Origin of the sequence: Alloscardovia sp. HMSC034E08, assembly GCF_001813415.1 — a bacterium.
Classification (GTDB): Bacteria; Actinomycetota; Actinomycetes; order Actinomycetales; family Bifidobacteriaceae; genus Alloscardovia; species Alloscardovia omnicolens.
The window spans coordinates 378,010-403,087 of sequence record NZ_KV812468.1; the positions used below are offsets into that span (position 1 = coordinate 378,010).

The following is a 25,078-nucleotide window of genomic DNA, read 5'->3' on the forward strand; positions in this document are numbered from 1 at the left end:
GCACAACAGCTGAGGAAACTGAAAATGTTCGAAAACTCACCTGAGAGAAAACAAAAGAACCACATAAGTTCGACCCCTCGAAACTATAACGAATACGCCTAAAAAGCTGTTATTCGCAAAAAGAGCTTGTAGATTCTTAACATCAGCACAAAACCAACCGTGCAGAAAGAAGGCGCACATGCTCAGTACGGCAACTACTCTTATAGGAGCTGTGCTTCTGGCTGGTACGTTGAGCGTTGACGCGCTCTCGGTAAGCATGTCAATTGGTGCACGCATGCATGGTGCTTTGATGCCTCAGCATTACCGCACTGCGATTGCTTGGTTTGCTGGATTACATGCCGTTGTGTATTCTTTAGGCTTTCTTTTGGGAGATTCCTTAGCTCGTGTCATGAATGGCGTGGGAGCATGGGTATCTTTTACTTTGCTTGTTATTGTTGGCGCTATTATGATCCGTTCGGCTTTTGCAACGTCTCAAGAAGATGAGTGTATGGAATCGATTCCTACACTGCAATGGAAAACCTTAGCGCCGCTCGCTTTTGCGTGCAGTATCGATGCTAGTGCAGTTGGTTCGAGTGTAGGGTTATCGGGAAGTTTGCCGTACGGTGTAAGCGTGCTTATGCTCGGCATAGTAACAGCTCTTGCTGTAAGCCTAGGACTTCGCTTGGGCGATGTTGCTGGACAAAAATGGCAGCGTCGCGCTGAAGTAGGCGGAGGATTGGTGCTTATCTTACTAGGAGTGAAGGCACTTCTGTAATAACTTTTCTACTGTTTGGGTGTGGGCGTATTCTAAAAGCATGATTGAACTGAAAACTCCTCAAGAAATTCAGCAGATGCGCTCGGCAGGAAAGTTTGTGGGACAGATTCTGTCTGATTTGAAGAAAATGACGACAGTAGGCACAAATCTGCTGGAGATTGACAACTTCGTTAAGAATGCTATTGAAAACCGCGCGGGAGCAACATCCTGCTACGTTGATTATGCTCCAGATTTTGGAACTGGACCATTTGCGCACTATATTTGCACGTCAGTTAATGATGCTGTGCTTCATGGTATTCCTTATGATTATAACTTGAAGAACGGCGATTTGCTCAGCCTTGATTTAGCAATTAACGTTGATGGTTGGGTAGGAGATTCCGCTATTAGTTTTGTAGTAGGAGATGCTAATCCAGAAGATTTGCGCTTGATTAGAAGCACTGAAGAAGCTTTGGCTGCAGGTATTGAACAGGCTCGCTCGGGCAACCGTTTGGGGGATATTTCTGCTGCTATTGGTGACGTTGCTGCTAGCTACGGTTATGACGTGAACTTAGAATTCGGCGGCCATGGCGTGGGACATATTATGCATGGAGATCCACACGTGCCAAATAACGGTCGCGCACACCACGGTTACCGTTTACGTCCAGGTTTGGTTATTGCTATTGAGCCATGGTTCTTAGCTACCACAGATGAGATTTATCAGGATGAGAATGACGGGTGGACGCTGCGTTCTGTTGACGGTTCACGTGGCGCTCATACCGAGCATACTATTGCAATTACTGATGGAGACCCGATTATCTTAACAGCTCGCGACGAGTAAAAAATAGAGGCTGTGCATTCATGCACAGCCTCTATTCATCAATCATTAATTTTTATGTAAAGCGGAGTTGAGCTCAATACCCAGCTTGCCTTGAGCGCGTGAACGAGCTTCAATCGCACCAGTTACCGAGTTGCGGATAAACAAAATATTATCTTTACCGCTTAAATCAGCGCCTTTAACTACTTCTAAGCTCATTCCTGCAGCCAAACGTTCTTTATCGTATACGCTAATCTTAGTGCCAGCTGTTACATATAATCCAGCCTCAACAACACAGTTATCGCCCAAAGAAATACCAATACCAGCATTTGCGCCGAGCAAAGAGTGGCGACCGATAGATACACGATGCTTACCGCCACCGCTGAGCGTCCCCATAATGGAAGCGCCGCCACCAATATCGGAGCCATCGCCCACAACAACACCTTGAGAAATGCGTCCTTCAACCATGGATGTGCCGAGCGTACCAGCGTTAAAATTCACGAAGCCTTCATGCATAACTGTTGTGCCCTCAGCCAAATGAGCGCCTAAACGGATACGGTCAGCATTACCAATACGCACTCCTGTTGGCACCACATAATCCACCATGCGCGGGAATTTATCGATGGATAACACGTTCACATCAGCAGCAATATGACCATGCGCACGCGCATCAGCAAGCACATCCAACTTGCGCACAGCAAAATTCTCCACCGCAAACGGGCCATAATTCGTCCACACAACATTGTTGAGTGCGCCAAAAATCCCATCAAGATTCACGGAGTTTGGAATCGCCAAACGCATTGACAACAAGTGCAGTCGGGCATAGGCGTCAGCTGCATCCACAATCGGCTCATCAAGATACGACACAGTAAACACAGGCACACGACGCACCCCGCGTGCATCAGCAGAATCGTAAGCGGCATTGCCAAAACCGTGCGCACCGCGTGAGCCTTCAGAAGGAACAGAATCTGCCGTACCAAGTGTCAAAGACGGATACCACACATCCAAGGTATCGCCTGCTTCATCAATCGAAGCTAAACCCCAACCGTATGCCACACGCTGGGATGAAGACTGTGTTGAAATCTGTGTTTGAGTCATTTCTTCTGTCATGTTGTCTCACTTTCTGGCGACGAACTCTTTTGTTTACTTCTGCTTACTATCGCTTACTATAATCGCAGCGCGCTATGAATAGAGTAAATAGGCTAAAAACTGTATACAGTGCGCGTTATCTATCTCAGAAAAAACATCCCAGAAAACATCTCAGAAGCCACCATGTCATCCACTCAACACCCCCGTAAATGTGCCTAGGTTGTTAAGGCATGAGCAAAACAGCTGAACTAGACCTCCCAAAAGCGTAGGCTAAATAAACGTGGTAGATTATGACTTTTCTCAAGATCTAGAAGTAGCACGCGCGAAATACGAGACTATTGCTGGGGCAGTAAATCTCGATGCTTTGCGTACACAGATTAAGGATTTAGAGCGCGAAGCCAGTGAGCCAAACTTATGGGATAATCCTGAACACGCGCAGAAAGTGACGGCAAAGTTATCGGCAAGCCAGGCGCAATTACGCAAATTAAACGCGGTGGCTCAACGTTTGGATGATATTGCAACCCTCTACGAGTTGGGGTCTGAAGAAGACGATGAAGACAGCATGAGCGAAGCAAGCGCCGAACTCGTTGCCACTACAAAAGAACTCGAAGAAATCGAAATTCAAACCTTGCTAGATGGCGATTACGATGACCGCACAGCTGTGGTAACTATTCGTTCTGGTGCTGGCGGCGTTGATGCTGCCGATTGGGCACACATGTTGTTGCGCATGTATGCGCGTTACGCTGAACGTAATGGCTATAAAGTCAAGATTTTAGATACTTCATATGCAGAAGAGGCTGGTATTAAGTCAGCAACAATGCAGATTGAAGGCGATTATGCTTATGGAAAGCTTTCCGTTGAAGGTGGAACGCATCGTCTTGTACGTATTTCTCCTTTTGATAACCAGTCGCGTCGTCAAACGAGCTTTGCTGCTGTAGAAGTTATTCCTTTGGTAGAAGAAACAGACCATATCGATGTGCCAGATGCAGATATTCGCATCGATACGTATATGTCGTCTGGTCCTGGCGGTCAAGGTGTAAATACCACGTACTCTGCTGTGCGATTAACCCACATTCCCACCGGTATTGTTATTACCATGCAAGACGAGCGCAGTCAGATTCAAAATCGTGCTGCTGCTATGAGCATTTTGCAGTCGCGTCTGCTAGTTATGAAGCATGAGGAAGAAGCAAAAACACGTAAGGAACTAGCTGGCGATATTAAAGCTAGTTGGGGAGACCAGATGCGTTCCTATGTGCTCCACCCTTATCAGATGGTAAAAGATTTGCGCACTGGCTATGAAACCTCAGATACTCAAGGTGTATTTGATGGCGATTTGAACGCTTTTGTTGATGCAGGAATTCGTTGGCGCCATCAGCAGCGTCGTGAAGCGCTTGCTGAGCAAGAATGAGCCAAGCAAGGTTACAGCGAGCAAAACTAAGTAGAGCAAAACTAAACTGAGCAAGTACAAGAAGGGAAGACCATGGCACTGATTGATTTAGTGAATGTGAGCAAAGTCTATGAGCATGCATCACGTCCAGCCTTGGAAGATGTGAATGTGCATATTGATCGAGGAGATTTTGTCTTCCTTGTAGGCGCTAGTGGTGCTGGTAAATCAACTTTATTGAGCCTCTTGCTACGCGAAGAAGAAATTAGCGAGGGCGAAATTCGTGTGGCGGGTAATGATTTGCGTCGTATTTCTCATCGTCGCGTGCCGCATTATCGTCGTGGCATAGGTTTTGTTTTTCAGGATTATAAGCTATTGGAAAATAAAACAGTGTGGGAGAACGTTGCTTTTGCTTTAGAAGTGATTGGCACGAAGCGCTCTACTATTAAATCTATTGTTCCCCAGGTTTTGGAAGCTGTTGGTTTAACAGGTAAAGAAAACCGTATGCCTCACGAACTGTCTGGTGGTGAAGCTCAACGTGTGGCTATTGCACGAGCCTACGCTAATCATCCAGCTATTATTCTGGCAGATGAGCCAACAGGAAATCTTGATCCTACAACATCTGTGGGCATTATGGAAGTGCTTGAAGCCATTAACCGCACCGGCACAACGATTGTTATGGCTACGCATAACGAAGAAATTGTAAACTCCATGCGTAAGCGTGTTATTGAGTTGCATAACGGTCGCATTGTTCGTGACGAAGAAAACGGTATGTATGATTCTGCTTTGTATTTCCCTGATGAAGAAGTAGCGCAGAAAACTCATTTAAAGCAAACTGAAGAGGCTATTGATTCGCTGACTGCTGCTCTTCCAGAAACAACGATAAGCGATAATTATGAAGAAGAAGTCGTCGATATGGATGCTCTTCATGGCACATCTAATAATTCTGAAGAATCTGATGGTATTGCACGCTTAGCGCGCAGTGTTCATGCTGGTCGCCGCGGTCGTTTCGGAGAGGCTTTTGCCTCAGCAGAAGAAACACTCACCTGGGGCGGAGGACTCAAACAAGAGAACTCCGTTCCGGCACCTCCTCAGAACGAGCAACGTAACGAGGTCACGCAAGAGCCTACGCAAGAATCTGCAGTTCCTCCAGCGCCTCCAGCATTCCTGATGGAAGACGCCAAAAATACACTCAACAACAATACTGAACAGTCAAAGGATGGTGAATAATCATGCGTTCGCGTTTTATTTTGTCTCAAACATGGACGAATTTTAAGCGTAACGGAGCCATGATTATCTCCGTTATGCTGGTAACCTTTATTTCTTTCCTTTTTATTGGTTCTGCCGCTCTCATGCAGACGCAGGTTCAAAAGGCTAAAGGCGATTGGTACGATCAGGTAGAAGTTGTGGTGTGGCTATGCCCAGATGGTAAGAGCACATCCGCTAACTGTGCTTCAGGAACAGCACTAACTGACGGTGAAGTTTCTGATATTGAAGCCAAAATTCAAACAGAACTGTCGGGAGTTGTTTCTTCTATCCGTTATGTGTCTAAAGAAGACTTCTTTAAGAATACTTTTGTGAAGCAGTATCCTGGCGGGGTATATGAGGGGCGAACACTTACTGCTGCAGATATGCAAGCTTCTTTACGTTTGAAGCTCAAAGATGCTAATAAATATCAGCTTGTTTCTGAAATGCTGAGCGGAACTAGGGGAGTGGAACAGGTTGAAGATCAGCGAGAAATCTTCGAACCTGTTTTTGCTGTGCTGAATCGCGGAACAGTAGTAGCAAGTGTTTTGGCAGGCGTTATGATTATTGTGGCAGTTTTGCTCACGGGCACAACTATTCGTATGAGCGCAGCCAGCAGGCGTAAAGAGACAGAGATTATGCGTTATGTAGGTGCTTCCAATTGGGCAATCCGTATGCCATTTATTTTGGAAGGCGTTTTAGCCTCGGTTCTCGGCTCTCTTCTCGCTATCGGATCATTGATGGCTGTTGTAAAGATTTTCGTTACTGATTGGCTTGCACAACAGATTACATGGATGACTTTTATTAATATGACGAGCGTCTTATGGATTGCGCCGTGGATTCTTCTGGGATCTGTTGTGCTGTCTGTTATCGCTTCCTCAATTTCGTTACGAAAGTATCTACACGCATAATTCTTGACCGTCCAGTATTCGTGTATTAGCGTGTATATAAGTGGTTAAACCGAGAAGATTGAAGGACAATATGAAAGCACCAACGAAAAATATGCGTGCCAAGCTTAAAGCAGCTGTGGCAGCAGGAACCGTCGCTCTTTCACTGGTCTCAGGAAGTATCGTATCGTGGTACGTATCTCCTCTTACTGATGCGTATGCGGTTACACCGTATCAGACTTTAGCTCAACATCAGCAGGCACAAGCACAGCTGAAGGCTCAGTTAGCTGGTGTTAATAATCAACTAGCCCGTCTCATCACTGATTTAGATGATTTAGTGAATAATCAAATACCTGCAGCTCAGGATGCAGCATCGCAGGCTCAAGATGCAGCGCAGGCAGCAGCTCAGCGCGCACAGGAAGCCAGCGAGCGTCTAAGCGCAGCACAGAACGATAAAACTATGCTCGAAAATCAGTTGCAAAATACGCAGGCAAGTAATGAAACAGCTAAGGAAAACGTGGCTGCTCTAGCACGTCAAAGTTTCCATAGTTCTAACGCATCGAAAACGATGAGCGTTGTTACTGGCTCAAAATCTACATCTGACTTTATTCAATCCATGCAGTCGGATGCTGCTGTCGGTCGTGTAGAAGCAAAAACAGCATCTGATTCTGCAACTGAATTAAATACGGGTAAGAATCGTGCTGACCGTCTTGTGGCTATTGAGCAACGCATTAGTGATTTGAAGAATCAAGCAGACAGCGAATCTGCGGCCGCTGCTCAAGCATCAACAGCTGCCCAAGCCAAGGTCAACTCATTAAATGACTTGCAATCTCAGGTAGAGGAAAAATCAAAGCAGCTATCTTCTCAGCAGTCCAGTCTGCAGACTCAAGCTGCTCAAGAAGCGGCTGCTATTGTTCAAGCCCAAGCTCAAGTAGCCGAATATAATCGTCAACTTGCTGCTCAGGCTGCGGCTCAAGCAGCGGCAGCACGACGAAATGCTGCAACTTCGCAATACACAGCATCACGTAACAACTCTGCTGCACAAGCTCCAGCACCAACCTATGCTGCAACTTCTGCTGGAGATTACTCAGTTCCTGGTAACTGTGGTCCAACAGCAACAAGCTGCTACGGTCATCCAACAGGGCGTACCGCTGTTTTGGGTGGTGCATATCCATGGAGCCAGTGTACGTGGTATGCCTATAATCGTCGTACTGCTTTAGGTCTGCCTGTTGGATCATATATGGGTAACGGTCGAGATTGGGCTAATACTGGTCGCCGTCTTGGATATGTGGTGAATAACACTCCACATGTTGGTGCAGCAGTTGTCTTCCAGCCAGGTCAAGCAGGTGCAGACCGCACATATGGTCACGTTGCTGTTGTAGAACGTGTTAATGCTAACGGAACAATCCTTATCTCTGAATCAGGTGCTGTATATCAGGGTCGTTCTGTAACACGTACCTTGGGTAATGTGAATGCTTACCAGTACGTGCATTATTAAAAGGTAAAGCTGCTGTTATCAGCCTTGAACGCACTGCAAAAACGCGTCACCTATTCAGGTGGCGCGTTTTACGTGTAGACTAAACAGCAGCAAAAACGGACAGTAATACAATAAAATCAGAAATAAAACTTAGAAAAAGGACACTATATGGCAGCGAAAAAAGCGAAAGATCCGCGCAACGGTGTAGTGGCGCAAAACCGTCACGCTCGCCATGATTACACAATTGAAGATACAGAAGAAGCAGGTATTGTTCTTACCGGTACAGAGGTAAAAAGTTTGCGTGAAGGACGAGCAAGCTTAACTGAGTCTTTCGTGAGCATCGATAAGTATAATGAAATGTGGCTTGAGGGCGCAAATATTCCTGAGTATTTAAACGGAACGTGGAATAATCACATGCCTAAGCGTAAGCGTAAACTGCTTTTACATGCGGTTCAAATAGAGAAATTCGCTCGTGCTTTGCAAGCCAAAGGCTATACGATAGTTCCATTAAGCTTATATTTTAAGAATGGGCGAGCCAAAGTAGAAATTGCCTTGGCGAAGGGTAAACGCGAATACGATAAGCGTCAAGCTCTCAAAGAGGCGCAAGATAAGCGTGAAGCATTGCGTGCCATGCGTGAACATAATTTGCGGTAGAACGGTAGTGCGTTCATACGCTTGAAGATGCTCACACGCATGCGTAAACCTTCGGTTGGCAAACGATTAGCTGGTAAACGGTCAGCTGGTATAACCTTCACACGCTGTGAGAAGAGAATGAGAATAGGGAGATTTATGGTGCTTTCTAGCGGATTGAAGCGTGCAGGTCGCGCTGTTATGGCTACAGTGGTAGCGCTGGCAGCCTGCACCTCGCTGATGGCGTGCGGTACAAGCGATGGCTTGGACGCTCAGCAAGCCAATATTGATTTGAGCGATGTGCACGAAAATAAACAATTAGCCGCGATGGTCTCTCCTGAAGTCTCTCATGATGGCGTGCTTACTGTGGGTAGTAACGCTACGTGGGCTCCTGCAGAGTTTACGGGAGAAGATAACGAAACAGTTATTGGTTTTGATATTGATATTATTAAAGCCGTAGCGAAGGTTTTGGGGCTGAAAGTAAAAGTTGTGGACTCAGCTTTTGCTACGATTATTCCTTCTGTTGGTTCGAAATTTGATGTGGGTATTTCCGGCTTTACTATTACTGCTGAGCGCGAAAAAGCTGTGACTTTTGTGCAACATTATTTAGCTGGTATGAGTTACGCTGTGCGTGCAGGTAATCCGAAGAATATTGATTCAGATAATTTATGCGGTGTGCGCGCTTCTGTGCAGGTGGGTACTGCTGAAGAAACAGCTTTAGAGGATTCTTCGGTTGCCTGTGTGAAAGCAGGAAAGCCAGCCATAGCTTTGCAAGTGTATGAACAGCAGACTCAGGCTACAACTGCACTGATTACAGGACGCAGTGATGTGATGTATTCCGATACTCCTGTATCTGCATATGCTGTGAAGCAAACTAAGGGTAAGCTCGAACTGTTGGGCAAGCCGTACGATATTGCGCCTCAGGGCATTGTGGTTAAGAAGAGTGATGATAAAACAGCTCATGCTATTCAAGGTGCTTTACAAGAACTGATTGATTCAGGCGTTTACATGCGTATTTTGAAAGCATGGGGTGTAGAAGATGGAGCTATTGATAAAGCTGTGATTAACCCGAAGGTTGATTAAAATTTATCGGTTGTAAGGGACGAGAGAGACAAGATAATGGCAAATAATATTCCAAATCGTATTCATGCACGTCCAGTGCGCAAACCCGGTCCTATTGTGGCGGGCATTATTGTAGCGCTGCTGGCTATTTTTCTGGCACATGGCGTTATTACTAATGAGAATTTTGCTTGGCCAACTGTGTGGAAATATCTGTTTAATGAACATATTCTTACGGGTGTAAGTTGGACTCTTATTCTCACGGTTGTATCTATGGCAATAGCGATTGTGCTTGCTGTTACTCTTGCAATTATGCGACAGAGCACCAATGTTGTGTTGCGTTGGGTCAGCTGGTTCTTTATTTGGTTCTTCCGTGGAACGCCAGTGTATACGCAGCTGACATTTTGGGGTTTGATTTCTGTTCTTATTCCTAAGATTTCTGTGGGAGTATACACGTGGGATACTCAGGATATTATTACTGCAGGTAAAGCAGCTATTTTAGGTTTGGCGCTTAATGAAGCCGCATATTTGGCAGAGATTGTGCGCGCTGGTTTAGAAGCAGTTGACCGCGGACAGGCTGAAGCTGCTCAAGCATTGGGTATGAGCCACTCTTTGATTATGCGTCGTATTATTTTGCCTCAAGCAATGCGTATTATTGTTCCTCCAACTGGTAATGAGGCAATTGGTTTGCTTAAAACCACATCTCTTGTTCTGGCAGTTCCATTCACCATGGATTTGCAATATATGTCGAATAATATTGCTAACCGCATTTATGAACCAATTCCTCTGCTTTTAGTAGCTTCTCTGTGGTATTTGGTTATTACATCCGTACTTATGGTGGGTCAATCTTATTTAGAAAAGTACTTTGGTAAGGGTTTCGACGAGCAGCCTGTAGGTCGCGCGAAGAGTGCACAAAAACCAGGTAAAACAAGCGGTGAAACGCAATACGATGTGAAGAAGCAGAACGAAGCTTTCTGGGGAGGTCTCAATGCCTAAAACGAATACTCAAGCACAAATCGTTATTCGCGATGTGCACAAAGAATATAGCGACCTCCATGTGCTCAAAGGAGTGAACCTCGAGGTTGCGCCGAGCACAGTAACCGTTATTTTAGGTCCATCTGGTTCTGGTAAATCAACTCTTTTGCGCATGATTAATCAGCTGGAAACTATTACCGGCGGTCGCATAGATGTAGACGGCGAAATGATTGGATATAAGGAAGTAACAGCAGGCGGTAGCACTGTTTTACAGACCTTGTCGGATAAAGAAATTGCTCGCCAACGCTCACGCATTGGCATGGTATTCCAGCGTTTCAATCTTTTCCCGCACATGACGGTTCTAGAAAATGTGATGGAAGCTCCTATCCATGTTGCAGGTATGAAGCGTGCCCAAGCAGAGAAGGAAGCACGTGAATTCTTGAATCTAGTGGGCATGTCTGATCGTGTGAACCATTACCCATCTCAGCTTTCTGGTGGTCAGCAGCAGCGCGTGGCTATTGCTCGTGCAATTGCTATGCATCCCGATATTATGCTTTTCGATGAGCCAACCTCTGCTCTCGACCCTGAACTGGTGGGTGAAGTTCTTAACGTCATGCGCACCCTTGCCGATGAGGGGATGACTATGGTGGTGGTAACTCACGAAATCGGTTTTGCTAAAGAAGTTGCCGATCAAATTGTGTTTATGGACGGTGGCGTGGTTGTAGAATCAGGTAGTTCCGATATTATCGATCATCCACAAACTGATCGTTTCCAAGAATTCCTACAGGCAGTACTGTAAAACAACTGGGGATGTAAACCTTCTTGTGTGTGCATGGGCTCGTGAGCTCATGCACATATTCATAGTGGCGCTCTTCGTACAAGGGCTCTGGGCATAACGTGCACCCATCCTATATAATGAAGTGTTATGTGTGGAATTGTTGGATATGCAGGCGGTGGTACCGCTTGCGGTAAGCCATTAGAAGTATGTTTGCAAGGCTTGGCACGTTTGGAGTATCGAGGATACGACTCCGCGGGCGTGGCTTTAAGCTCTCCTGACTTAGATACTATTGCTTTTAGAAAGAGGGAAGGACGCCTCGATAATTTAGTAACTAGCGTTCACAATAATCCTCTGCCTGATGCAACGGCTGGTATTGGTCATACGCGATGGGCAACCAACGGTGCTCCAAGCGATACGAATGCACATCCTCATCTGAGTCAGGATGGGGAAGTGGCTATTATTCACAACGGTATTATTGAGAATGCTCCAGCTTTTAAGCAGCAACTGCTCGATGAAGGCTATACTTTTGAATCTGATACAGATACAGAAGTAGCTGCGAAACTGATTGGGAAAACTGCAAACGATATTATTGCCGAAACAGGTACACCAGATATTTTCGAAGCTGTGCGTCGCGTAGCACGTCAGCTTGAAGGAACTTTTACTATTTTGGCAGTAGATAATCGCCAAGCACATACGGTTGTGGGTGCTCGTCATGATTCGCCATTAGTTGTGGGCTTGGGTGAGGGAGAAAACTTCCTCGGTTCTGATGTAGCTGCTTTCGTTGCATATACGAAGAACGCTTTAGAACTTGGTCAAGATGAAGCCGTACAGATTACTCCTGATAGCGTTACAGTAACCGATTTTTATGGCAACGATGTTGAACTTCGTCCATTTACTGTTGATTGGGATGCGTCTGCCGCAGATAAAGGCGGTTGGGATTCCTTTATGAATAAGGAAATCCATGAAGAACCTCATGCTGTAGCAGATACTCTGCTCGGACGCTTTAACCTCAACGGAGATTTAAATCTCGACGAGGTGCATATTGATGAAGATGTGTTCCGCTCTATTGACAAGATTATTGTGGTGGCATGCGGTACCGCTTCTTACGCGGGATTAGTGGCAAAATACGCTATTGAACATTGGGTGCGAATTCCAGTTGAAGTGGAATTAGCACACGAATTTAGGTATCGTGATCCTATTCTTACTCCACGTACGTTGGTTGTGGCTGTATCTCAGTCGGGCGAAACGATGGATACTTTGATGGCTGTGCGCCACGCTCGTGAACAAGGCTCACGAGTACTGGCTATTTGCAATACACAAGGCTCGACTATTCCTCGTGAATCCGATGCTGTGCTCTACACGCATGCAGGGCCAGAAATTGCTGTGGCATCGACCAAAGCTTTCGTTGCGCAGATTACTGCCGCTTATTTGATTGGCCTGTATTTAGCTCAAGCTAAGGGCACTATGTATCGTGACGAAATCCGCGATGTTATTGAAGAACTGCGCGCTATGCCAGATAAGATTCAACGAGTTATCGATACGCAGTCAGACACTATTAAGCAAGCTGCAGAAAAAATGTTGGATGCGCATTCCTTCCTCTTCTTAGGACGCCATGTGGGATACCCAGTGGCTTTGGAAGGAGCATTAAAGCTCAAAGAAATCGCATACACATTTACTGAAGGTTTTGCAGCTGGGGAACTCAAGCACGGTCCTATTGCTTTAGTAGATTCTGGCGAACCTGTTGTGGTTATTGTGCCACCAGCACGTGGTCGTAATATTTTGCATTCCAAGGTTATTTCTGCCATTGAAGAAGTGCGTGCTCGTGGAGCTTATACTATCGCCGTTGCAGAAGAAGGCGACGACAACGTACGCGATTATGCTGATGTGGTCTTCTGGCGTCCGCAGTGTCCAACACTCATGAGCCCTCTAGTTGATGTTATTCCGCTGCAATTATTTGCTATGGATATGGCTCAGCTGAAAGGTTTTGATGTTGATAAGCCACGTAATCTCGCCAAGTCTGTAACCGTCGAGTAGATAATGCTGTACACAGACGAACACCTGCACGGACTTTTTACCCCTCCGTCCGCTCAAGACTCCAAATATACACGGGGAGTAGTGGGCTTAGTTACGGGCAGTGAAGAGTATCCTGGAGCAGGTGTTTTGTCTGTAAGCGCGGCTGCCTCGTGCGGCGCTGGATACGTGCGCTATAGTGGTCCAAGCACAGTTGTGCAGGCATTACTTGGTTTGCATCCCGAAGTAGTGTTTTCTGCTTCTTCTCACAACCATGTAGATTGCTGGGTGCTGGGAAGCGGTTATGCGGATGCGCGAAGTAACCCGCTTATTGACGAGATAATCCGCAATCTCGATGCTCAATATGCTGTTATTGATGCAGGAGCTTTAGAAGGTTTTACCACGATGGATCTGAGCGATGAGCAACGTGCTCACTGCGTTCTTACCCCTCACACTGGTGAAGCTGCCCGAGTTTTTTCTGCCTTGGGGCACGCACGTTCTGCGCAGGAATGTGCTGATGATCCTGAAGATACAGCACAGAGCTTAGCGCGATTACTGGGCTGCACAATGGTTTTAAAAGGCGCTCAGACTGTGGTATCCGATGGCTGTGAAACATTCGTATGTCCTCCTGCTACGCATTGGTTGGCTACTGCTGGCACAGGAGATGTATTAGCAGGACTTATGGGCGGTGTAATTGCTCAACATGCTCAAGAACTGAGAGCACAACAATATAATCTTGTGCGCATAGCTGCTGCAGCAGTGCGCGTGCACTCGGTAGCAGCACACGTTGCTTCTGGTCAGGGAGAACATGCTCTTAATCTGCTTGATATGACAAAACTCATTCCGCAGTCTATAGCGCAACTGAAGGGGAGTGCTGCTTAGTGTCTCGCCGCCGTCATCGCAATCATCGAGTGCAGCGTGCCCATGCCTTCGTTACCGATGAACCAGATATTCCCTTTGATTTACCTGTTCTTTACGAAGACGAACATATTATCGTCGTAGATAAACCTCATTTCTTACCCACCATGCCGCGCGGTATGTGGTATAAATCTACTGCTCTTATGCGTTTGCGTGACATTTTTGGCGAAGACGATATTGTGCCGGCACATCGTTTAGACCGCTTAACCGCAGGCATCGTTGTTTTTGTGCGCGATGTTAAAGCACGCGGTAAATATCAGTTACTCTTCCAAAATAAAAAAGCAAGAAAAGTGTATGAATGCTTAGCGCCGATGTCTCCTATCTGCACGCCGCGTTATGGAACCGTCCGCCGCGATAATCCGTCAGCACCTTTTCCTCTCGAAAGACGCTCGCATATAGTGAAAGTGCATCATATTTTGCAAGCATTTGAAGAGCCTGGCGAAGTTAATGCTCATACGCGCATAGAAGTTTCTGGTAATCAGCCTGCAGATGTTGTGCGAGCAGGGTATCGCGCTTACACTCTGTATCCGAGTACAGGGAAAACGCATCAGCTGCGGGTGCATATGAACGCTTTAGGATTACCGATTTTAGGCGATGATTTTTACCCAGTTATGCGTAAACGTGACGATACGGATTTTACTCATCCTCTTCAGCTTGTGGCTCGCAGTTTAGAGTTTATTGATCCGTATTCGCATCGCACTATGCGATTTGAATCACGCTATCCGCTGGATGTGAGCGGACAGAGTTTTAGTGATTCTTCTCGTAAATAATGCGCATACCCTTAAAAATCAAATCAGGGTCATATATATCAATAAAATCGCTATCGTGTTCAATAACGCGCCCAAAACCTCCAGTAGCTACTACCGTAAAATCAGTGCCAGTTTCTTCACGGCACTGTTTAATCATGCGTTCAATACCGCCAATAAAACCGTAATATAATCCTGTTTGAATAGCACTAAACGTATTTTTCGCCATAACAGTTGACGGCGAGGCAATCTCTACTTCAGGAAGTTGAGCAGTATTACCTGCTAAAGCGCGTGCAGAGGTGAGCAAACCCGTCTGAATAACGCCCATCGTAATCTCTCCTCTCGTATCTACATAGTTGAAAGTAGTGGCAGTGCCCATATCAATAACCAAGCAAGGCGTGCCATACAAAGCAGAAGCAGCTACACAATCTACTAAACAGTCTGCTCCCAAAGATTTAGGATCGTCAATGCGCACAGCCATACCTGTTTTGATGCCTGGGCCTACAACTATAGGAGTTTTGCCTAAGAATTTTTCAATCGAACCGCGGAAAGAATGCATAACGCTCGGAACAACAGAGCACACAATCACATCTTCTACGTCATCGGTTGTATAACCGCTTAGAGAGAGAAACTGTAGAAGATGAATGCCGTATTCATCGCTCGTACGCACGTCTGATGTGGTGAGACGGTAACTATGCGTAATATCTGGACCCTGCATAAAGCCTAAAACAATATTGGTATTGCCAATATCAACAGCGATGAGCATAGAAACCTCCTTCGCGAATATTCAACTGTATTTGATTGTACGTGCTTTGCGTGACGGAGCGTGTGTTTTTAGACGTGAGAAATTCATCTGTGATTCATGTAGGAACAACTGAGTATAGTTGTGCACGTACCACGAAACTCTACAAGCAACGACGTCTTGGACGCGGGGACTTAAGGGAGAAAATGAAAAACAATTCACGTGGGCAGTTAAGCGTACCTGTCCAAAGTTTAGACGATGAGCTTAATGCTCGTCGAAAACCGTTATTACAAGCAAAAATAAAACCGTGGTGGAGCATGATTGTAGCTGCTCTGGCTGTTGTTGTAACACTGACGGGAGTAACGATTGGCTATATAAACCTAGCTGAGCGCACTACGAGTAATCGTCTAGCTATAGGTCTTACTTTAGCGCCAACTAATTTAGATTTACGCACAACCTCAGGAACAGCTCTGGAGCAACTACTTATAGGTAATGTGTATGAGGCTTTGCTCACGCGCAATTCTGATAACAGCGTATCTCCTGGTGTAGCGCAGTCATGGGAGGTCAGTGCTGACCGTAAGCAATATACTTTCCACCTTCATAAGAATATGAGTTTTAGTAATGGACATGTTTTAGATGCTCAGGACGTGGTCTGGTCAATCCAAACTATGATGGATAAGCAACTGCAAGGCGCGGTTTCTCTGGCGAACTTTGAATCGGTAAAAGCGCTCGATGCTCATACAGTTGTGTTACGCCTCAGCGCCCCATATTCCGAACTTTTGTGGAATCTGTCGAGCCGTGCAGGTGTGGTCTACGATAAAGATGCAACATACGACGCAAAAACCCAAGCCGTAGGCTCCGGCCCATATACCATTGCCGCATACAATCCCGGAGTATCCGTTACTCTCCAAGCTCGCTCGAACTACTGGGGGAGCGCACACAAAACGCAAATACGCACTATTGTGCTCAACTATTACGTAGACCCTCAGGCCGCTCTTCACGCTCTGGAATCGAATGACGTGCAAGTCCTCGCACCTATCAGCTCACAACTTGCCTCTACCATCGAAAAAGACGAGCGTTTTCAGGTTCAAGCAGGCGACGGCACAGACAAATACGTGTTGGCATTTAACAATTGCAAAGAGCCTTTTACAGACAAGCGTGTGCGCCAAGCAATTCGCTATGCCATTGACGAAAAATCCATTATCGCCTCGCGAGGAGGAACGGATGCTCTTCTCGGTGGGCCTATTCCTAGTCTCGATCCTGGCTATGAAGATTTAACAGGACTATACGCCACAGATGTGAAAAAAGCACAATCGTTAATGCAAGAAGCGGGATACAGTCCAAGCAAACCACTGAAACTCACCTTGACCTACGCCAATATTTACCCAGCAGAAATTGGTCAACAATTACGCAGTCAGCTGACAAAAATTGGTATAGATTTAACAGTTAACCGCACAGAATTTGCCACATGGCTTGCTCAAGTCTACAAGCAGCACAATTTCGACATATCAATGGTTGATCATAACGATAGTCATGACTTTAAGCAGTGGACTACGCCAGATTACTATTACGGATACAATAATGCCCAAGTTCAGAAGCTCTATGCCGAAGCTATGGCAGCGCTGAGTGATGAACAGCGCGATACCTTGCTGGCGAAGGCTGCTCGCATTGTAAGCGAAGATGCCCCAGCTGATTGGATTATGAATTTCCGTGTGGTCTCTGCATGGCGCACAAATGTAGAAGGATTCCCTGTGAAGTTGAATCAAACCGTTTTGCCGTTGTGGGAGGTGAGTGTGCGATGACGGAGATGAAGACAGAGATGAAGCCGGAGATGACGAAGGCGAGCACGACGACGGAGCTGAAAAAGATGAAAAAGGTAAAAAAGGCAAAAAAGGCAAAGAACCAGTCAAAAGTCGCAATTGCCCTCAAACGTTTCGCTGTGCTCCTGCTTATGCTGTGGATTGTATCCATCGTTATTTTCTTCGCCCTGCGTGTTTTGCCTGGCGATATTGCGGCTATTATGGCTGGAACGAATTCAACTCCAGAAAAATATGAGCAGCTGCGCGCTGAGTTAGGTCTCAATCAGCCTCTTATTGTGCAGTATGGGCAATGGTTAGGCTCTATTTTTACCGGACATTTAGGCACATCTTTGCTCACTGGGCAAGCTATGAGCACGCGATTGCTCACACGTGCGGCGGTGACTTTCCCGCTCATTGTAGTGAGCATGGTTTTAACCCTAGTGATTGCTTTGCCTACGGCCGTGTACTCGCTCACTTCACGGCACGCTTGGGTACGCGGTGGACTGCGTGTGATTTCTCAGATTTTGGGCGCCGTTCCTGCATTGTGGGCAGCTTTAGCTCTTATTATTGTTTTCGGAAAAGGCAATGGAATGCTTAACGTGTTACCAACGCAGGGCTTCCCGTCCAATCCTTTGAGCTCACCTGCGAATGTGGTGAGTGCAGCTGCATCGTTAATTATTCCTGCTTTGTCAGTGAGTATTATTACGGGAGCACATCTTATGCGTTACACCCGCTCTGCAATTGTTGACGTAGAAAAATCTGATTATATTGCGTGGAGCATGGCTTCAGGAATGACCTATGCTCAGGCTGTGCGCACCACAGGTTTGCGTTTAGCAGCCCCGCAGATTGCATCGGTTGCAGGCGTTACTTTTGCCTCCATGATTACCGGCGTTCTGACCGTAGAAACCCTCTTTAATCTGCCTGGACTCGCTACTATGCTCATGACAGATTTATCTGAGCGAGACCTCGCTTCTGTGCAAACTGAGCTATTGCTTTTATCAGCTTTCTTCCTCATTGTGGGATTTGTTATTGACACGATTGTGCGTATGCTCGATCCTCGTCTAAAAACCTCTGCTCACAGCACTAATACTCGCGCAACACAAGCGATAGAAGCGGATACGAAGAGGCGGGATTAATAATGAAAAACACAGAAAAAACACCTTTAAGAACTTTACGTATTATTATCCGCTCCATTCTTACGCGCACAGACGGTTTATTCGCCTGCCTCTTCTGTGCGTTATGGATTATTACTGCCCTCGTTTCGCTGGTATGGACTCCATACGATTTGAACTTTAGCGATGGTTACAATGTGTGGAGCTCGCCATCTGCTGCGCATTGGCTGGGAACAGATGGAGCAGGTGCAGATATTGCATCATGGCTTCTGGCAGGATCTGCTACAGAGCTACTTATTGTTATAGCTGTGTCTGTGATTACATGTGTTGTAGGTATTGCAGGAGTATCTGTGACTATTAGCCGTCATACTGGTGTGCGCACACTCAGCGTCATTATTATTGATGCTTTAATTTCCATACCAACCATTGTTGTAGCGTTGTTATGCGCAGCTCCTCTCGGAGCAAGTATTGCAGGCATTATTATCGCATGTTCTTTCGCATACAGTCTTAATCTTATGCGCGTTGTGCGTCCTGTAGCAGTGGCTGCCGCGCGCTCGCCTTACGTTACTTTCGCGCGGTATAAAGGAAAATCACACGGCAGAATTTTTATTGAACATATTCTGCCACAAATCATGCCATCCGTTATTATTAATGTTTCTCTGGCTGCAGCAACCTCAATGCTTGCGGAATCAGGTTTAACATATCTCGGAGTCGGTGTGCCAAGTCATATTGCATCATGGGGACGATCTTTAGCGAGTGCGGTCAGCTATGTTACCGTCCATCCGAGCGTAGCAATCTGGCCAGGTTTACTTATTACTCTTGCAGTTCTCAGCGTGAACTTACTGGGCGACGCTCTGCGAGAAGCAAGTGATCCTGTATCGAACGAAGCATTGAGGCAATAATATGAGTGTACAGATTAAAAATCTTTCTGTGAGTTTATGCAATAACCAGTTATTGCATAACGTGAATCTTGACGTAGCAGATCATGAACGTATCGGTTTAATCGGTGCCTCGGGTTCAGGAAAATCATTAATAACAAAAGCAATTTTAGGAACTCTTCCACGTTCTATGAGGGTTGAAGGGCAAATTCTTATTGATGGAGTTAATGTTTTAGAACTCAGTGAGCATGAACGTGCAGCTATGCGCGGTACGTATATGACTGCTGTTTTCCAAAATCCTGTGGCAGCTCTTAACCCGGTAGTTTCTGTGCGTGCTAACGTGGAGCTACCTCTTACATTGCATTACAATTTGAGTGCTGCGGAACGTTTGCACCGCGTGCAGCAAGCTTTAGAAAGCGTTGGCTTAGACAGTGATTTAGTCTCGCGTTACCTTTCAGAACTATCGGGAGGGCAAGCGCAGAGAGCAGCGATTGCGCAGGCTGTTGTGGCACATCCTCAACTGCTTATTGCTGACGAGCCAACTACTGCTGTTGATTCTATTGTGCAAAAGCAGATTATGGATGTGCTTGTAGAACGTTCTGATAAGCAGAATTTAAGCGTAATATTTGCTAGTCATGATTTTGCTGTTATTTCTCGGGTAGCTCATCGCTGTTATGTGATTAATAACGGTGGGGTTGTAGATAGTGGACGTTTAGAGGAACTATACGAGTCGAGCGTGGACTACACCCGTCAATTGGTTGAAGCTGCACGCAGTATAGCTGTGCGCGGTGAGGGGGAGTGATCATGAGTTTATTATCTTTACGTGAGGTCTCTCATAGTTTTGCAGGTGCGCATGAGCCTGCTGTTCATGCAGTCAGCCTGAGTGTGAGCGAGGGGGAGCGTGTAGCAATTGTCGGCCAGTCTGGTTCAGGCAAAACCACCGTCTTGAATATTGCGCTCGGTTTTATTACTCCTCAAGCTGGGGAAGTGGAGATTGCGGATCCAGCGAGCACAGGCTTAGTTTTTCAAAATCCGCTGACTTCTCTTGACCCACGGTGGACTGTGGAACGTATTGTGCGTGAAGGCTCAACGACTCAGGTGGATCGCTCTGATGTGATTTCTGCTTTGCACAGCATTGACTTGGGAGAGGAATTACTCGGACGGTATGTGAGCGATATTTCAGGTGGGCAAGCTCAGCGCGTAGCAATTGCACGTGCTTTGCTGAGTAATCCGAGCCTACTGGTAGCTGATGAGCCAGTGAGCGCTGTTGATGTGCTGGGAAAACAGCATATTATTGAGGCTTTAGCAAGGATTCAGCGCGAACGTAATCTGGCTACCTTAATCGTTCTGCATGATTTAGGTGTTGCGCAACAAGTTTCCGATACTCTGGTAGTGATGCATCGCGGGCGTATTGTTGAGCAGGGTTCTACACGCGAGATTCTTGCGCATCCTCAACATGAATATACAAAACAACTGATTGATGCTGCGCGATGGTGAGGACGTATTCTGGTCCTTGGGGGTAGCAGGGTTTTTTCGAGGTTGCAGGTGAGTGACTAGCAGTTGTTCTGTGCAATTAACCTTCAAACTGCGTTACATCCGAAGATCTATTACTCTTACACATTCTGCTTAACCGATTAATACACCCGATATGCCAGTTTTGATGCGAAAAAATGGCTTCACAAGTGGCATATCGACTTCACGTATGCAGACAAACTTGCTCTTGGGGTTTCGCGGGGGGATTTGGTATAGCACTCCATGATTCATGCATGGCACGAAGACTGCAATCCTTAAAGTGGACGTGGGCGTTGTGTGCGTGCGACGCTAGCAACCTTCAGGAACGTATGAGAGCACGCCATCACTATCAAAACGCAAGCTAGGAGAAAACAAAAGTGGGGGTACAGGTTATTCAACTCTGTACCCCCCCACGTGGCTTTTATTGTTACTTTAAGCCCTTAGCCTTTGCCCATGTTTCTGCTGCGTGATCCCAGTTGACGATATTCCACCAAGCCTTCACGTAGTCAGCCTTTACATTCACATAATCCAAGTAGAATGCGTGCTCCCACATGTCGAGCATAACCAGTGGAACAATGTTGACTGGAACATTAGACTGCTGATCGTAGAGCTGGAAGGTTACCAAGCGGTCACCCAAAGCATCCCATGCGAGAACAGCCCAACCAGAACCCTGCAATCCCAAAGCAGCAGCAGTGAACTGAGCCTGGAACTTTTCAAAGGAACCGAACTGCTTGGTGATTTCTTCGCCGAATTCACCATCAGGACGCCCCTTACCTTCTGGAGTCAAATTGTTCCAGAAGAAGGTGTGATTAATATGACCACCCAAGTTGAAAGCGAGATTCTTTTCCCACAAGTTGATAGCAGCAAAATCGTTCTTATCGCGTGCTTCTTCGAGACGCTCAAGAGCTGCATTAGCGCCTGCTACGTAGTTTGCATGATGCTTATCGTGATGAAGCTCCATAATCTTGCCAGAAATATGTGGCTCGAGTGCTGCGTAGTCATATGGCAGTTCAGGGAGAGTGTAAATTGCCATGATTCTCCTTCTTTAGTGACAGAAATAACGTCCCTACTATTTTCGCACACAAGCGTTCGCAAGGGGCCACAATGTGTGGAATATCACGAACGCTTGAACTACCAATTAAATTAATTCAATATCCACATCGAGAATTACAGGCTTTGTTACGTCAATCTGGAATTCATCATGAACTGGAGATCCCCAAGAATCATCGCCACCTACTCCTTGCTGGGCTGCAAGAAGTCGCAAGAAGGTATGCGTATGTGCTGGCAATTCTTCCTGATGGGTGGCTTCATCAAGCATGGCGGAGCTATAAGGCAAGGCACTAAAAGCAAAAGTACTGCCTGCATGAGCGCTTACACGTAAACCATGACCAAACTGATTAGTAAGCTCTACAAAGCGCGTATCTTCATGGTTTCCTGTTTCCTGAGGAAGAAGATATGGCTGAACATCATCGAAAATAGTAGTAGACCATACGCCCAGTTTTACTCCATTGTGACGGTCAGCATAGCTTTCCTCAGGACCTAAACCATAAAAACGTGTGTGCGTATAGGAAGCAGGAAGCATCCATTCAAGTCCGAAAGCTAAAGGATTTGAAGGCTCGTTATGATTTCCAGAGAAAGTAGCAGTCAGATGAACACGAGCAGAACTATCGACTTCCCACACGACGGTTACAGGAGTATGAGCAGCTGTAGCTAAAGTATAGGTATATGTACCAGTTATTGTTCCGTTCTTGCGGTCAATCGCAAAATCTTTTCCTGACATCTGCGCAAAACGTCCGGCAGTAAGCCATTGAGCGCGCGTAAAACCTGCTTGGTAACCGCGGTCATTATCAGTTAACGCACGCCATGTTGTGAGCTTAGGAGTGCGCACAACCATATCGTCAGTTTGATTCAGTCGCCTAAAACTTACTGGTCCACCATGCTGACGGGACAGCAAAATCTCAGCCTGAGCTGTGTGCAAACCGATATTCCAATAATCCTCAACAATATGAGCAGATGGATGAATTTCGTTCACAGGTCGCTCTGGTAAAGCAATTGCACGCTGACCGAAAGTTATCTCGTAACCAGCATGAGCCCAAGCTGTATGCTCGCCGAGTGTATAAGCAAGCTCAAGAACCATCTCTCTACCGTTGAAAAGCTGAGCATCAGGCCAATCAACTCTTACTGTTTGCTCACTTAAAGCAGGAATATTAAAACGATAATTGTGCGTCCACTGTTCTATGCCATCAATAAGAACGCGCGCCACAAAAACATGATCTTGAGTAGACGTAAATAAATTATCGTTAACAATGTGCACAGATAAATCTTCAGCGATGTTGATCTTCACGTTAGCATAGAGGAATTTAACTTCGGCAGCCTTAGCAGTTGGCTTACGATCAGCAAAAACAATGCCGTTGCCGCTAAACTCATAATCAGCTGGACGGTCATACCAATCACCACCGTAGGTTAAACGGGTAGAGCCGTCTGCTAGCTGCTGTTCTAAAGCCTGATCGCCGTAATCCCAAATAAATCCACCCTGATACAGGTCATATTTTTCTAAATCGGTATACAGCTTCATACCGCCCAAAGAATTACCCATCGCATGCATATACTCACAAGAAATATATGGTTTACGAGGCTGACCAAGCTCAGAAGAGCCAGTTAAATAGGCTTCAACGTCTTGCGGTCGCGCATACATGCGTGACTCAATATCGGTAACGTGCTCAAACTCGCGATTCCATGTGGTGCCTTCGTAATGAACTGGACGTGTGTCGTGTTCATGGAAGTAGTTGCTCATGTGCACGAACACTTCGCCACCGTATGATTCATTACCCAATGACCATATGAGAACGCTAGCATGATTAATATCGCGCATAAACATAGAGTTCGCGCGATCCATGCACGGGTTGAGCCATTCCATACGTGATGATGGAACCGCGCGGTGTTCGGTAACGGTACCAAAAGCATCGCACCAAGAACCGTGGGTTTCCAAGTTAGTTTCATCAATCAGATAAATGCCGTACTTATCGCACAGCTCATACCATCGCGTTTGATTAGGGTAATGGCTTGTGCGCACAGCATTAATATTGTGCTGTTTGAGGAACTTAATATCCCAGAGCATCTGCTCTTCACTCAGCGCACGACCACAGTCAGAACCAAACTCATGGCGATTAACTCCCTTAAATACAATGCGCTTGCCGTTGAGCTTCATTATGTGGTCCTGAGGGTCAAGCTCAAAATGACGGAATCCAAGACGAGTGTGGGATTTCTCAATAATCGTATTAGTGTCGTCTAACACAGTGAAACGCAAAGCATACAGATATGGATCTTCTGCGCTCCATGGTTGAGCATTCTGCACGGTTGCGTTCAGCTCAAAAGTGCTACTTCCTTGTTCGAGCATGTATTGTTCGTCATAAACTACTTCTTCGTGAGCGTCAAGCAGTTCAATGTGAACATGCGCTGTCTGCGAACTGTTTACGTAAACAGTTCCAGATAACAAGCCGCGCGAAGTGTGCCAATCATAATCAGATGCAGCGTGCACATGCTGCACATGCACAGCAGGTATAACGTCTAGATGAACACTGCGGAATAAACCATGCAAACGCCAATAATCCTGATCTTCTAACCAATGCGCGGTGGAATATTCATAACACGCAGCAACTACTGTATTAACACCTTCGCGAAGCACATCGGTGACGTCAAACTCGCTTGGAGTAAAAGAATCCTCGGCATAGCCAATAAACACACCATTAACCCACACATACAGAGCAATAGCCGCGCCGTCAAAAGTTAGATGCACACGCTCGCCTAAGCCGTCACGCGAATTGAGCAGAGCAGCAATCTCACGAGGTGAAAGCATAAAATCACGGGCGTAGACGCCCACACGGTTGTGCTCAGGAATGTCGGGAGCATCAAGCTGTGCATGACCATCCCATGGATACTGCTGATTAACATATTGATGAGGGAACAGTCCATCAGTTTGCAGATGTCCAGGAACACGCACCTTCGAAATAGGCTCCTTGAGTTCAGTCAAAAACTCGCGGGCACTGGCTTGAATACTTGCCTGACTGATACGTTCAAGCAAGCTGCTGTCGTGATACACAACACTGGCATGCCATGTCCCATTAGAGTCATCTAAACTATGGCGCAAACTTTCGCCCTGCGATCCACGGATTACATGGTCGCTATGGGCATCTAAACGATTAACTGCACAGATAGATGGGTCAGTCAGCCATTGCTCGTTTGGCTGAGTTGCATGAATACTATGTGGAAATTCGATTGTCATAATGATTT

Annotated in this window: 22 protein-coding genes; 18 read left to right on the plus strand and 4 right to left on the minus strand. The window is 46.2% G+C overall.

Going from position 1 to position 25,078, the window contains the following annotated elements:
- Positions 1–178: 178 nt before the first annotated feature.
- Complete coding sequence (locus HMPREF2909_RS03170) at positions 179–754, plus strand: manganese efflux pump MntP (protein ID WP_071415197.1); 576 nt, start codon at positions 179–181, stop codon at positions 752–754.
- Positions 755–794: 40 nt separating this feature from the next.
- Positions 795–1,571 carry a type I methionyl aminopeptidase gene (gene map, locus HMPREF2909_RS03175; RefSeq protein WP_071415198.1) on the plus strand — a complete coding sequence of 259 codons (777 nt, stop codon included), beginning with the start codon at positions 795–797 and terminating at the stop codon, positions 1,569–1,571.
- Positions 1,572–1,616: 45 nt separating this feature from the next.
- Here map and dapD read toward each other — a convergent pair whose 3' ends face one another.
- Positions 1,617–2,657: a 2,3,4,5-tetrahydropyridine-2,6-dicarboxylate N-succinyltransferase gene (dapD, locus tag HMPREF2909_RS03180; protein WP_239657539.1), complete on the minus strand. Its 1,041-nt coding sequence runs from the start codon at positions 2,655–2,657 to the stop codon at positions 1,617–1,619.
- A 259-nt stretch (positions 2,658–2,916) separates the two neighbouring features.
- Here dapD and prfB point away from each other — a divergent pair, with 259 nt between their 5' ends.
- The 11 genes from prfB to HMPREF2909_RS03235 all read left to right on the plus strand — a co-directional run bounded on the left by prfB (position 2,917) and on the right by HMPREF2909_RS03235 (position 14,769).
- Positions 2,917–4,044, plus strand: a complete 1,128-nt coding sequence (gene prfB / locus HMPREF2909_RS03185; RefSeq protein WP_071415199.1) for a peptide chain release factor 2 — start codon at positions 2,917–2,919, stop codon at positions 4,042–4,044.
- Positions 4,045–4,116: 72 nt separating this feature from the next.
- Positions 4,117–5,250 carry a cell division ATP-binding protein FtsE gene (gene ftsE, locus HMPREF2909_RS03190; RefSeq protein WP_021617866.1) on the plus strand — a complete coding sequence of 378 codons (1,134 nt, stop codon included), beginning with the start codon at positions 4,117–4,119 and terminating at the stop codon, positions 5,248–5,250.
- A gap of 2 nt (positions 5,251–5,252) precedes the next feature.
- Positions 5,253–6,176: a permease-like cell division protein FtsX gene (gene ftsX / locus HMPREF2909_RS03195; protein ID WP_071415200.1), complete on the plus strand. Its 924-nt coding sequence runs from the start codon at positions 5,253–5,255 to the stop codon at positions 6,174–6,176.
- Positions 6,177–6,246: 70 nt separating this feature from the next.
- Entirely contained in the window at positions 6,247–7,650 is a 1,404-nt protein-coding gene (locus tag HMPREF2909_RS03200; RefSeq protein ID WP_084797229.1) for a CHAP domain-containing protein, read from the plus strand.
- Between the two features lie 147 nt (positions 7,651–7,797).
- Positions 7,798–8,283 (plus strand): SsrA-binding protein SmpB, encoded by a 486-nt coding sequence (gene smpB / locus HMPREF2909_RS03205; RefSeq protein WP_071415201.1) that lies wholly within the window; start codon positions 7,798–7,800, stop codon positions 8,281–8,283.
- A 135-nt stretch (positions 8,284–8,418) separates the two neighbouring features.
- Positions 8,419–9,342, plus strand: coding sequence for an ABC transporter substrate-binding protein (locus HMPREF2909_RS03210; RefSeq protein ID WP_084797230.1), 924 nt, complete (start codon positions 8,419–8,421; stop codon positions 9,340–9,342).
- Between the two features lie 36 nt (positions 9,343–9,378).
- Positions 9,379–10,314 (plus strand): amino acid ABC transporter permease, encoded by a 936-nt coding sequence (locus tag HMPREF2909_RS03215; RefSeq protein ID WP_022856970.1) that lies wholly within the window; start codon positions 9,379–9,381, stop codon positions 10,312–10,314.
- Positions 10,307–11,092, plus strand: a complete 786-nt coding sequence (locus tag HMPREF2909_RS03220) for an amino acid ABC transporter ATP-binding protein (protein WP_071415202.1) — start codon at positions 10,307–10,309, stop codon at positions 11,090–11,092. The genes HMPREF2909_RS03215 and HMPREF2909_RS03220 overlap by 8 nt, the downstream gene beginning before the upstream one ends.
- Before the next feature lie 126 nt (positions 11,093–11,218).
- Complete coding sequence (gene glmS / locus HMPREF2909_RS03225) at positions 11,219–13,105, plus strand: glutamine--fructose-6-phosphate transaminase (isomerizing) (protein ID WP_049186966.1); 1,887 nt, start codon at positions 11,219–11,221, stop codon at positions 13,103–13,105.
- A 3-nt stretch (positions 13,106–13,108) separates the two neighbouring features.
- Positions 13,109–13,963 (plus strand): ADP-dependent NAD(P)H-hydrate dehydratase, encoded by an 855-nt coding sequence (locus HMPREF2909_RS03230; RefSeq protein ID WP_071415203.1) that lies wholly within the window; start codon positions 13,109–13,111, stop codon positions 13,961–13,963.
- Positions 13,964–13,992: 29 nt separating this feature from the next.
- Complete coding sequence (locus HMPREF2909_RS03235; protein ID WP_049215138.1) at positions 13,993–14,769, plus strand: pseudouridine synthase; 777 nt, start codon at positions 13,993–13,995, stop codon at positions 14,767–14,769.
- Here HMPREF2909_RS03235 and HMPREF2909_RS03240 read toward each other — a convergent pair.
- Positions 14,747–15,511: a type III pantothenate kinase gene (locus HMPREF2909_RS03240; RefSeq protein WP_071415204.1), complete on the minus strand. Its 765-nt coding sequence runs from the start codon at positions 15,509–15,511 to the stop codon at positions 14,747–14,749. The genes HMPREF2909_RS03235 and HMPREF2909_RS03240 overlap by 23 nt on opposite strands.
- Before the next feature lie 182 nt (positions 15,512–15,693).
- Here HMPREF2909_RS03240 and HMPREF2909_RS03245 point away from each other — a divergent pair, with 182 nt between their 5' ends.
- From HMPREF2909_RS03245 to HMPREF2909_RS03265, 5 genes are all read left to right on the plus strand, one after another.
- Positions 15,694–17,289 carry an ABC transporter substrate-binding protein gene (locus HMPREF2909_RS03245; protein ID WP_071415205.1) on the plus strand — a complete coding sequence of 532 codons (1,596 nt, stop codon included), beginning with the start codon at positions 15,694–15,696 and terminating at the stop codon, positions 17,287–17,289.
- Positions 17,290–17,354: 65 nt separating this feature from the next.
- Positions 17,355–18,422, plus strand: coding sequence for an ABC transporter permease (locus HMPREF2909_RS03250; RefSeq protein WP_049206505.1), 1,068 nt, complete (start codon positions 17,355–17,357; stop codon positions 18,420–18,422).
- Positions 18,423–18,424: 2 nt separating this feature from the next.
- On the plus strand, positions 18,425–19,300 hold the full coding sequence (locus tag HMPREF2909_RS03255; RefSeq protein ID WP_080970183.1) for an ABC transporter permease: 876 nt from the start codon (positions 18,425–18,427) through the stop codon (positions 19,298–19,300).
- A 1-nt stretch (position 19,301) separates the two neighbouring features.
- Positions 19,302–20,078: an ATP-binding cassette domain-containing protein gene (locus tag HMPREF2909_RS03260; RefSeq protein WP_071415206.1), complete on the plus strand. Its 777-nt coding sequence runs from the start codon at positions 19,302–19,304 to the stop codon at positions 20,076–20,078.
- Positions 20,079–20,080: 2 nt separating this feature from the next.
- A complete protein-coding gene (locus HMPREF2909_RS03265) occupies positions 20,081–20,773 on the plus strand; it encodes an ABC transporter ATP-binding protein (protein WP_022856978.1) in 693 nt (230 codons plus the stop codon).
- 442 nt (positions 20,774–21,215) lie between these two features.
- Here the strand turns inward: HMPREF2909_RS03265 and HMPREF2909_RS03270 are convergent, their stop codons facing one another.
- Both HMPREF2909_RS03270 and HMPREF2909_RS03275 read right to left on the minus strand, forming a co-directional pair.
- Positions 21,216–21,821 (minus strand): superoxide dismutase, encoded by a 606-nt coding sequence (locus tag HMPREF2909_RS03270; RefSeq protein ID WP_021617882.1) that lies wholly within the window; start codon positions 21,819–21,821, stop codon positions 21,216–21,218.
- A 105-nt stretch (positions 21,822–21,926) separates the two neighbouring features.
- A complete protein-coding gene (locus HMPREF2909_RS03275; RefSeq protein WP_071415207.1) occupies positions 21,927–25,070 on the minus strand; it encodes a beta-galactosidase, LacZ type in 3,144 nt (1,047 codons plus the stop codon).
- Positions 25,071–25,078 lie beyond the last annotated feature (8 nt).